This is a genomic window from Noviherbaspirillum sp., from assembly GCF_036846085.1.
In the GTDB taxonomy this organism is placed as follows: domain Bacteria; phylum Pseudomonadota; class Gammaproteobacteria; order Burkholderiales; family Burkholderiaceae_D; genus Noviherbaspirillum.
Map to the genome: position 1 here is coordinate 1 of NZ_DAIUCO010000032.1, position 8,933 is coordinate 8,933.

Consider the following 8,933-nt stretch of genomic DNA (forward strand, 5'->3'; position numbering starts at 1 on the left):
CTCGTATGCCATCGATGCCTACATCTACCTCCACAACGCAAACGACCCGGTGTACACCAACTGTGCACCGGGCACATGGGGCTACGAAACCATCCTGCATGAAGTCGGCCACGCGATGGGACTCGACCACCCCTTCGAAGGCAATCCGCCGCTGCCATCGGGACAGGACAATACGAACAACACCGTCATGTCCTATACCGACGCGGGCGCGTTCAAGACGTCGTACCAGCAATATGACCTGCTGGCGCTGCGATGGATATACGGCGAAGACGGCATCCGCGGCAACTATGGATTCAACTCGACCTACGGGCCGTCGCTCACCCTGGCGCCTTTCGACACCATCGCGCCGACGATATCGAACTTCTCTCCGGCGGATGAAGCAAGCGGCGTCGATGTCGCCAGCAACATCGTCATCACTTTCAACGAAAACATCCAGGCCGGCACAGGCAACATCGTGCTGAAAACCGCGTCGGGCATCGTGGTCGAAACCTATAACGCGGCATTCGGTGGCAACCTAGCATTCAACGGCAGGACGCTGACCATCAATCCCGGCGTCGATCTGAACTACGGCACGTCTTACAGGGTCGAGTTCGCTGCGGGATCGGTCAAGGATACGGCGGGCAACAGCTTCGCGGGCACAACCAGCTACAACTTCACGACGCAATCTGCGCCGGTCGACGTCATCGCGCCCACCGTCACCTTCTTCAACCCGGCGGATGAAGCGAAGAATGTCGGCATCAATGACAACATCAGCATCACGTTCAACGAGTCGGTGCTTCTTGGCGGAGGGACGATCAGGTTGCGGGACGGGTCGGGGAGGATCATCGAGACACTGGGAGCATCATCAAGCAACGTCAAGGTATCGGGCAATGTGTTGACCATCAATCCGACGAATGACTTTCTCTATAACACCGCATATGCCGTGCAACTATCTGCGGGCGTAGTCATTGATGCATCGGGCAACAGTTTTGCAGGCGAATCGAACTACAACTTCACGACCGGGGCACCAATAGATATAACGGCGCCGACTGTATCGGCTGTTTCACCTGCGAACAATTCGAAGAACGTCAACGTATCGACAAATATTGTCGTTACCTTTAGCGAAGAAATGCAGCTTGGGACTGGAAGCATACTGCTAAAGAACGGTTTCGGACAGATTGTGGAAATCTTTAACGCTTCAGTTAACAGCAGACTGACCATAACCGGAAAAACACTGTCTATCGATCCCTCGTTTGATCTTGTCCCCAATTCCCGCTTCACCTTGGAGCTTGGCCCAGGAGCGGTAAGAGACCTTGCGGGAAATAGCTACGCGGGTGTGGGAACTTACAGCTTCACCACTCAAGAAGCGTCAAAGCTTATTCCAGGGTCAATGAACGACGAGATGCTCACCGGCGGTACCGGCGACGACACTATCTCGGGCAATGCAGGAAACGACAGTCTGGTCGGTTCGGCTGGAAATGACAAACTGGATGGTGGAGAAGGATTAGATAGCGCGATTTATACCGCTAGTCGAACCAATTTTGTTGTGACGAAAACCGCGACAGGCGTGACTGTCTCCGACAGTAGCGGTGTTGAAGGAACAGACACCCTAGTCAACATTGAACGGATCCGTTTCACAGACCAGTCAGTTGCATTTGACGTCGAAGGCAATGCGGGCAAAGCATATCGGCTGTATAAGGCAGCATTCGATCGTGTGCCGGATCTACCAGGGCTGGGATGGCAGATCAAGGCCATGGACAATGGGGTAAGTCTTGCGCAGATTGCTCAAAACTTTATCGACTCGCCGGAATTCGTGAGCCTGTATGGACAGAACATTGCTAATGCGAATCTGGTGACTGAGCTTTACCGCAATGTGCTTCATCGCCAGCCAGAAGCAGAGGGCTTCAATCATTGGATGACCATCTTGGAGAACAAGACGTTATCCCGCGCTGAAGTGCTTTTCTATTTCAGTGAAAGCACCGAGAACCAGAAACAGACTATCGAATTGATCGGCAACGGCATTAGCTACATTGATTACGCATAACGACGCGCGCACTTTGATCAAACAACAATGCGAAGCCTGCCAAAGTAGTTATCAAAAGGCTGACGATCTGCTAAACAGCCCTATGCAGCGAGGTATCACGACGACGCCGGAAACATAGTGACAAGAACTTCAAGACAATTAAAGGAAGCAACGTAGCTAGCGGCCATTTCCTTGGAGGTGAATTATCCACACCTAGGGAAAGGGCCGCTGACCGCTTCAAGTCATGTACTTAGCTTTTCTACTTTGATGCGACGAAGTAAGCAGCAACACTTTTCACATCGTCAGCATTCAGCGTACCAGCTGCGTTTCTCAGCCGCAGGTAACTCAACAGGTAGTTGTACCGCGCCTGCGCCAAATCACGCTGAGCAGCAAACAACTGTTGTTGTGCGGTCAGCAGATCTAAATTGATCCGCACGCCACCCTTAATGCTTTGTTCCGTCGCTTTGACCAGAAGACGAGCGGAATTGACCGACTTCACCAAGGCGTCGACTTTGGCAACACTGCTCATTACCAAATTGTGCTGCTTACGCAACTCAACAAGCACTTGACTCGTGGTTGCGTCAAGATTCGCTTTCGCCTTTTCATAGTTAAAGGCAGACTGCGTTGTCGCCGCGGTTACATAACCTCCGGAGTAAATAGGAATGGTCAATTGCACGCCGATGTTGCGGTTCGTTGACTCCTGGTTGAATGTGTTGAGCGTTTCGCCTTTATTTTTGCCAAGACTTGCGACGAGATCCAGACGTGGAGCGTGCCCGGCACGGTTCCTATTAATATCCTGTCGGGCGGATTCAATTGCATAGCGTTGCGCGGCAATTTCCGCATTACGATCCATAGCGATTGCCTGCCAATCTTCGAACTTGGCGGGTTCCATCGGCGCCACACGGAAATCATCAGAAAGACGGTCAAGCTGGGTCACTTCCATGCCGACGATCGCTGCCAATGCATTGCGTGTAGTCGTAACATTGTCACGCGCTTCAAGTACCTGGGCTTCAGCGATATCGTATTTGGCTTGCGTTTCCAGCATGTCGGTGCGAGTACCTTCCCCGCGTTGAAACATGCGTTCATTCACCCGCATCTGTTCAGCAAAAGTGTCCCGTTGGGCGGTATAGAGCGTGAGTTGATCCTCGGCAAATTGCGCTTCTGCGTAGGCAGTCACGAGGCGAATTACCAAGTCCTTGGATCGAACAGAAAACACAGCCTCGCTATAGTTTGCCTGTGCAATTCCTTGCTTGTAACGTGCAATGCCTTCCAAATTCAGGATCGGCTGACGCAGGCTGAGTGCCGCTCCGGAACTGTCGTACACCGGATGCGTAGTCGATCGCTGCCCAAGAATATTGGGCGCAGTAATGTCAGCACGATTTTTGCTGTTGGAGTAGCTCGCCTGCAAGGTCGGCAGCAAGCTGGCTCTGCCCAAAGCGATATTCTGCTGACCGGCGTCGTTCTCATGGATAGCGGCGCGATAAGTCGGATCGTTTTGCAGCGCCGCTTCATAAGCCTGTATCAGGCCGAGTGCAAACGCGCCACTGCTTTGCAAAAGGAGAGCGCTCAGGACGGCGCCGGCGACTAAACGCCTTCTGAAAGTACGTGCCACTGTTACTCCTCGGTCAAAGCAGTTTTCGCACGATCAAGGATCGGCTTGAAGAGATAGCTCATCATTGTGCGTTCGCCGGTCTTGACAAACACTTCCACCGGCATACCGGGACGTACCTGCAGATCTTTCAGAATGCTCATGCCCTCTTGTGTCACCTTTGCTTTCAGCTTGTAGTACGGTGCACCGTTTCGCTCGTCCACAAAGCGGTCGGCGGAAACCTGTGTCACTACACCCGGCACATGCGGCGTTTTATTCTGGTTGAATGCCGAGAAGATGAGGTCCACAGGAAGGTCAGGGTGGACTTTGTCGATGAGATTGACCGGCACCTGGCCTTCAATGATTAACGGATCATCGCTTGGAACAACATCCATCAAGCGGAAACCGGAAGTCACGACACCACCCTTGGTAAATACATTCATACCGACAATCGTGCCATCCACCGGCGCCTTGACCAGTGTATTGCCCAGATCGAAGTCCTGACTCTTGAGGCGATTTTCAAGTGCTTCCGCTTCCTTTTGTACTTCGGACAATTGCGCACGGACTTCTTTTTGATACTCCTGCTGCCGCTGCAGGCGCCGCAAGTTCAATTCAGAGATCTGGCGTTGCGCACGACCAATGTTGCCTATATCTTCGGAAATTGCGCCGCCAAGCTGTGCATAGGTGCGTTCAAGGTCCAGCAATCGGTTACGCGCGACGTATCCTTCTTTGGCGAGATCACGCATGCCTTCCAGTTGTTCTTTCAAGAATTGCATCTGCAGCTTTTTACTGTCGCGGGACTCTTCCAGACCGCGCATCTGCGACTTTAATCCTGCGATGCTCTCATCCAGTGCCGAAATCTCGCTTTGCAGTGCCGACTGGCGCGACGAAAACAACTGGCTTTGAAGACTGATGTTGTTGGCAACGCGCGGATCATTCTTTGCACTTTCCAGATCCGGAGGAAATGCGATGGTTTTCTTTCCGTCCCGCTCGGCGATCAGACGTGCCTCAGCAGCACGCGCGGTGAAATACTGAACGCGGGACATTTCGGCAGCGGACTTTGCCTGGATGTCGTTCATGCGAACCAGTACCTGACCGGCCTTGACCGTATCGCCTTCTTTCACAAGTATTTCTTCCACCGTTCCGCCGGTCTGATGCTGCACCGCTTTCCGGTTCGATGCCACGGTGACCGTACCGGATACCGGAATACCCTGGTCCAACGGCGCCAGCATTGCCCAAAGCATAAAGCCGCCGACACCGAACAAAACGATCAACCACCCGAATCGGGAATGACTTGTCGCATCGGTATTCACCTTCTGTGGTTCCACTTCAGGAACGACGACGTCTAGAGCGCCTTCCTTATCGCCAAAAAGCTTCCTCATTATTCTTCCTATTCGGTAATTGCAGTGGTATTGGGTGCTTGCGCAAGCCGAGCACGTGCTTCAGCCTGAGCGCGCTGTTGGGCGGCTTGCTGCTGCGCCTGCTGGTTTGCCTGAGTCAGTGCCGCGAGCACCTGATCGGTCGGTCCAAACATTTGCGCCACGCCGTCACGCAAGATCAGCAGCTTGTTGGTGATGCCGATAATGCTGGTTCGATGGGTGATTAGAACGATGGTCTTGCCGCGCTGACGCAAGTCGGCGATCGCTGCGACCAGCGCCTGTTCGCCGATGTCATCAAGATTGGAATTCGGCTCATCGAGAACAATTAACGAAGGATCACCGTACATCGCCCGCGCCAAGCCAATGCGCTGCTTTTGTCCACCAGACAAGCCCCCGCCGCCGTCGCCAAGTACCGTGTCGTATCCCTTCGGGAAATGCAGGATCATTTCATGTACGCCTGCACGCTTTGCCGCCTCAACGACTTTTTCGGAATCCACCTCGCCGAATCGGGCGATGTTTTCGCTGACCGTTCCGGCAAACAGCTCGATATCCTGCGGCAGGTAACCGAGATATGGACCGAGCTCTTCCTTGTTCCAGTTGAGTATGTCGGCGCCATCGATACGCACCGAACCTTTGGAGCCAACCCAGGTACCTACCAGCATTCGCGCAAGCGTCGACTTGCCGCAGCCGCTCGGGCCAACGATGCCAAGCGCATCACCTGGCTGGATAGCGAAAGTGACACCTTTGATGACCGAGTTATCGGAACCCGGCGGCGCGCCGACGACGCCTTCTACTTGCAGATAACCTTGCGGTGCCGGCAACGGCATGCTCACGGCGCGCGCCGGGTTTGCCTCCAGCAAATCGGCCAGACGCTGGTATGCACTGCGAGTACTGCTCCAGGATTTCCATACGCCGATCACTGCCTGCACCGGTGCCAGTGCACGACCCATCAAAATGGAAGCGGCGATCATCATGCCAGGGGTAATTTTTCCTTCGACTGCGAGAAGCGCGCCGTAGCCAAGCACCAGGGACTGCAGCGAAACTTGGAAAAATTTAGTAATGGAACCAACGATACCGGCCTTATCACTAGCTTCTGCCTGCAACTGCAAGAAACGGCCATGCAATTTGAACCAGCGCTGCATCAGATTTGGCAGCATGCCCATCGATTCGATGACTTCGGCGTTACGCAGATTGTTCGTTGCCAATGTGCTGGATGCGACTGCCATCGAGTTCGCCTCTGCAAGCGGCTTACGGGACACACGCTCATTGATGTAAGCCAGCGCAATTAGTATCGCTGTGCCTACTAGGGCGAATACGCCGAGTGAGGGCTCGAACAGAAAAATAACGACCAGATAGATTGGAAACCAGGGGGCGTCAAAGAACGCAAACAGTGCGTTCCCAGTTAAAAACTGCCGGATGTTGGTCAGGTCGTTCAGCGCCTGTCCGGCATTGCCACCGCTTTTCTTCAGATTTTGTTCAAAAGCCGCGGTATAGACCCGCTTGTTCAACTGCATGTCGAGACGCGCGCCTACGCGAACCAGGACAAAGCTGCGAACACATTCCAAGGCGCCCATAATCATGAAAGCACCTAGCATCATCAGCGTAAGCATCAGCAACGTAATATCGTTACGGCTCGGCAAAACCCGGTCATACACCTGAAGCATGTATATGGAGGGGACGAGCATTAACAAATTAATTATTGCGCTGAAGACTGCAACAGTACGAAACGCGCCCTTGAAGGTGCCAAGTGCCTGCGTTATTTCATTTTGCGGTATATGGAATTTGGATTTCATTTGTATTATTGGAGCGCCTCAAAATGCAAAATGAACTTATTTAAAGAGTAAATAAGGACGGTAAATTGCAAAAAGCCAAGAAAAATGTGACGCATATCACATTCGCGAGAGCTTACCATAAGGCAATCAGGATCGCTATAGGTTCTGTGTTTGGAGAAATTTTTATTTGTGGACAGATCTGTGTAGAAATCTTTGCATGATGACGCTTCATAAGCGTCTAGTGATTGAGTTTCAGAATATGTAAACAGCGCTATATCTAATAATGAATTTCCGAATTGCACTTCTAAACGGATGCATTTTTTGGGTGCTATAAGTAATAAAAGGTTGGACAAGTCCAACCTTTTATTAGTGTTGATGTTATGAAGCTGATAAATTGCCAAATCAGAACGGGCAAAGATGTTGAAAGCCTTGCACTAAAAATCCTTGCGAACTTATACTAGAGATGCAGTTGGGCTATGTATATTCAACATCAAGTGATTAGATAATCGCAGCGTCATATTTGGGTCAGCTAATTCAAGATTGTTCTTACTTTTGACCTTCCATCGCTTTTGATCCCACTGTAAAAGAGAGTTAAGTTGGCCCTATCTAGATATACGCATTCGTTTAGACGGTTTTAGACTTTATATTTGTCGGCAACAATCCCATGTGTCTAAATGCTGTTGTGCGGTTCTTTAATACGGCTGCAACAGCTTCTGTTAGGAAATCATTCATCTCGCTTTCATCCTGCAGAACCTTTCCGTTTTTATTAAATGCTCGACCCTTTCTAGTTGCGAATGTTTTTAGGAAATTGACCCCTGCAGAAACAGATTCGAAGTTCGATGACGAATTTAAGAGCGCCATTTCAATGGCGGTCACAGTTATACCTGTACCCAACCCACTTGCTACCGCATTACAAGCAGTATCTTCAAGTGCCGCTGAAGTTAAAACCTTGTTCATGTCTTGTTTAATGCTCTGCATTCTATCGACCATTAATGCTTGACCGCTAATACAAAGAATCATGGCAGTTTCAAGTGCCGCCCTTATTTTGTCCTGAGCACCTTCACATACTTCGGCTAGTTCTCCCAATGCTTTTGGGCCATTTGCTAAAGCTGCAACCACGCTACGTGCTAGAGGCGTATCGAATCCGATCTTTCGACCCAGATGCTCAACTGTGTAGGTCACTGTGTCCTGTGATTTCGCAAGGACAATTATTTGATCCGCAAGCAATTGGCGTTGATCGAGGCCAGAGAGTCTGCGGCCTCCACGACTATAAATGTCCCGTCGAAAACGTGCATTAATGCTCAGATCCTTCACTAATTGACGCAGCTCTTCTGTCGGTTGCTCGCGAATTGTGGCGACCAGCTCATCCGAGACCAATAAGCGGAGATCGTTTTCGGCAAGCGTGGCGCTGGAAACGTATTCCAGCTTTGCCGGCAATAATTCACGCATAACATCAGTTACATACAGCGGATACCAAGCATCATTTAAGTATTCTTGGGCCAAATAATTTGCGGCCAACGTTGGTGCTTTTTCAATCTGCTGCTTAGCACCAGGATAGAACTGCAACGCGGTAGCATTCTTGGCAAGTAATTGCGCGGCAAATTCAAAGCCGGCACGAGCGCGTTGAGGACTTGGTCCCTTAATAGTTTTGGCATATTCGCTTACAACTTTCTGCACAGGTGCGATCCCTGCCCAGCCTGGATAAGTGTTGTAACTGAGATAGACCAATCCGCCGGGGGCAAGAAATCGCCGGTAAAACTCGACCATCTCCTGGCGATTTTGTGGACTGATCCAGCTATAGACCCCATGGGCAACGATGTAGTCAAACTGTTCAAAGTTTTCATTACAAGCATCTGCAAATGAGAGTTCAAGGAACTTCACGTTCCTTAGCCCTGCCCTCTTTGCCATCTTACGGCTATTGGCGATATGCACAGGCATGAAGTCGATCCCAACGAACTCAGCGTTTGGATGACTAGCAGCAAGCAAATTGGTGGACATGCCATTACCGCAGCCAAGCTCGCAATAACGAAAGCGCCCGCCTTCACGATCAGGAGGCATTACACCGGCGGTAAGTGCCGCGAAATCTAAATGGGGAGGAGCCAGTTCCGCAAAATAATGGCTGGTGTATTCGACATCGGCAACGTAGCCGTCCGACCAATTCATAAAATTCTCCTCATACGAGATATATAAAA

General features: G+C 51.2%; 5 protein-coding genes. 1 reads left to right on the forward strand and 4 read right to left on the reverse strand.

Features of this window, described 5'->3' with window-relative positions:
* Positions 1–2,023, forward strand: a 2,023-nt coding sequence (locus V7080_RS05960; RefSeq protein ID WP_334187490.1) for an Ig-like domain-containing protein, incomplete at its 5' end; no start/stop codon positions are given.
* A gap of 238 nt (positions 2,024–2,261) precedes the next feature.
* On the opposite strand, the gene V7080_RS05965 is transcribed toward V7080_RS05960, so the two are convergent.
* The 4 genes from V7080_RS05965 to V7080_RS05980 all read right to left on the reverse strand — a co-directional run bounded on the left by V7080_RS05965 (position 2,262) and on the right by V7080_RS05980 (position 8,904).
* On the reverse strand, positions 2,262–3,614 hold the full coding sequence (locus V7080_RS05965) for a TolC family outer membrane protein (RefSeq protein ID WP_334187491.1): 1,353 nt from the start codon (positions 3,612–3,614) through the stop codon (positions 2,262–2,264).
* 2 nt (positions 3,615–3,616) lie between these two features.
* Positions 3,617–4,903 carry an HlyD family type I secretion periplasmic adaptor subunit gene (locus V7080_RS05970; RefSeq protein ID WP_334187492.1) on the reverse strand — a complete coding sequence of 429 codons (1,287 nt, stop codon included), beginning with the start codon at positions 4,901–4,903 and terminating at the stop codon, positions 3,617–3,619.
* Positions 4,904–4,980: 77 nt separating this feature from the next.
* Positions 4,981–6,762 (reverse strand): type I secretion system permease/ATPase, encoded by a 1,782-nt coding sequence (locus tag V7080_RS05975; protein ID WP_334187493.1) that lies wholly within the window; start codon positions 6,760–6,762, stop codon positions 4,981–4,983.
* 603 nt (positions 6,763–7,365) lie between these two features.
* Positions 7,366–8,904: a class I SAM-dependent methyltransferase gene (locus tag V7080_RS05980; protein WP_334187494.1), complete on the reverse strand. Its 1,539-nt coding sequence runs from the start codon at positions 8,902–8,904 to the stop codon at positions 7,366–7,368.
* Positions 8,905–8,933: the final 29 nt, after the last annotated feature.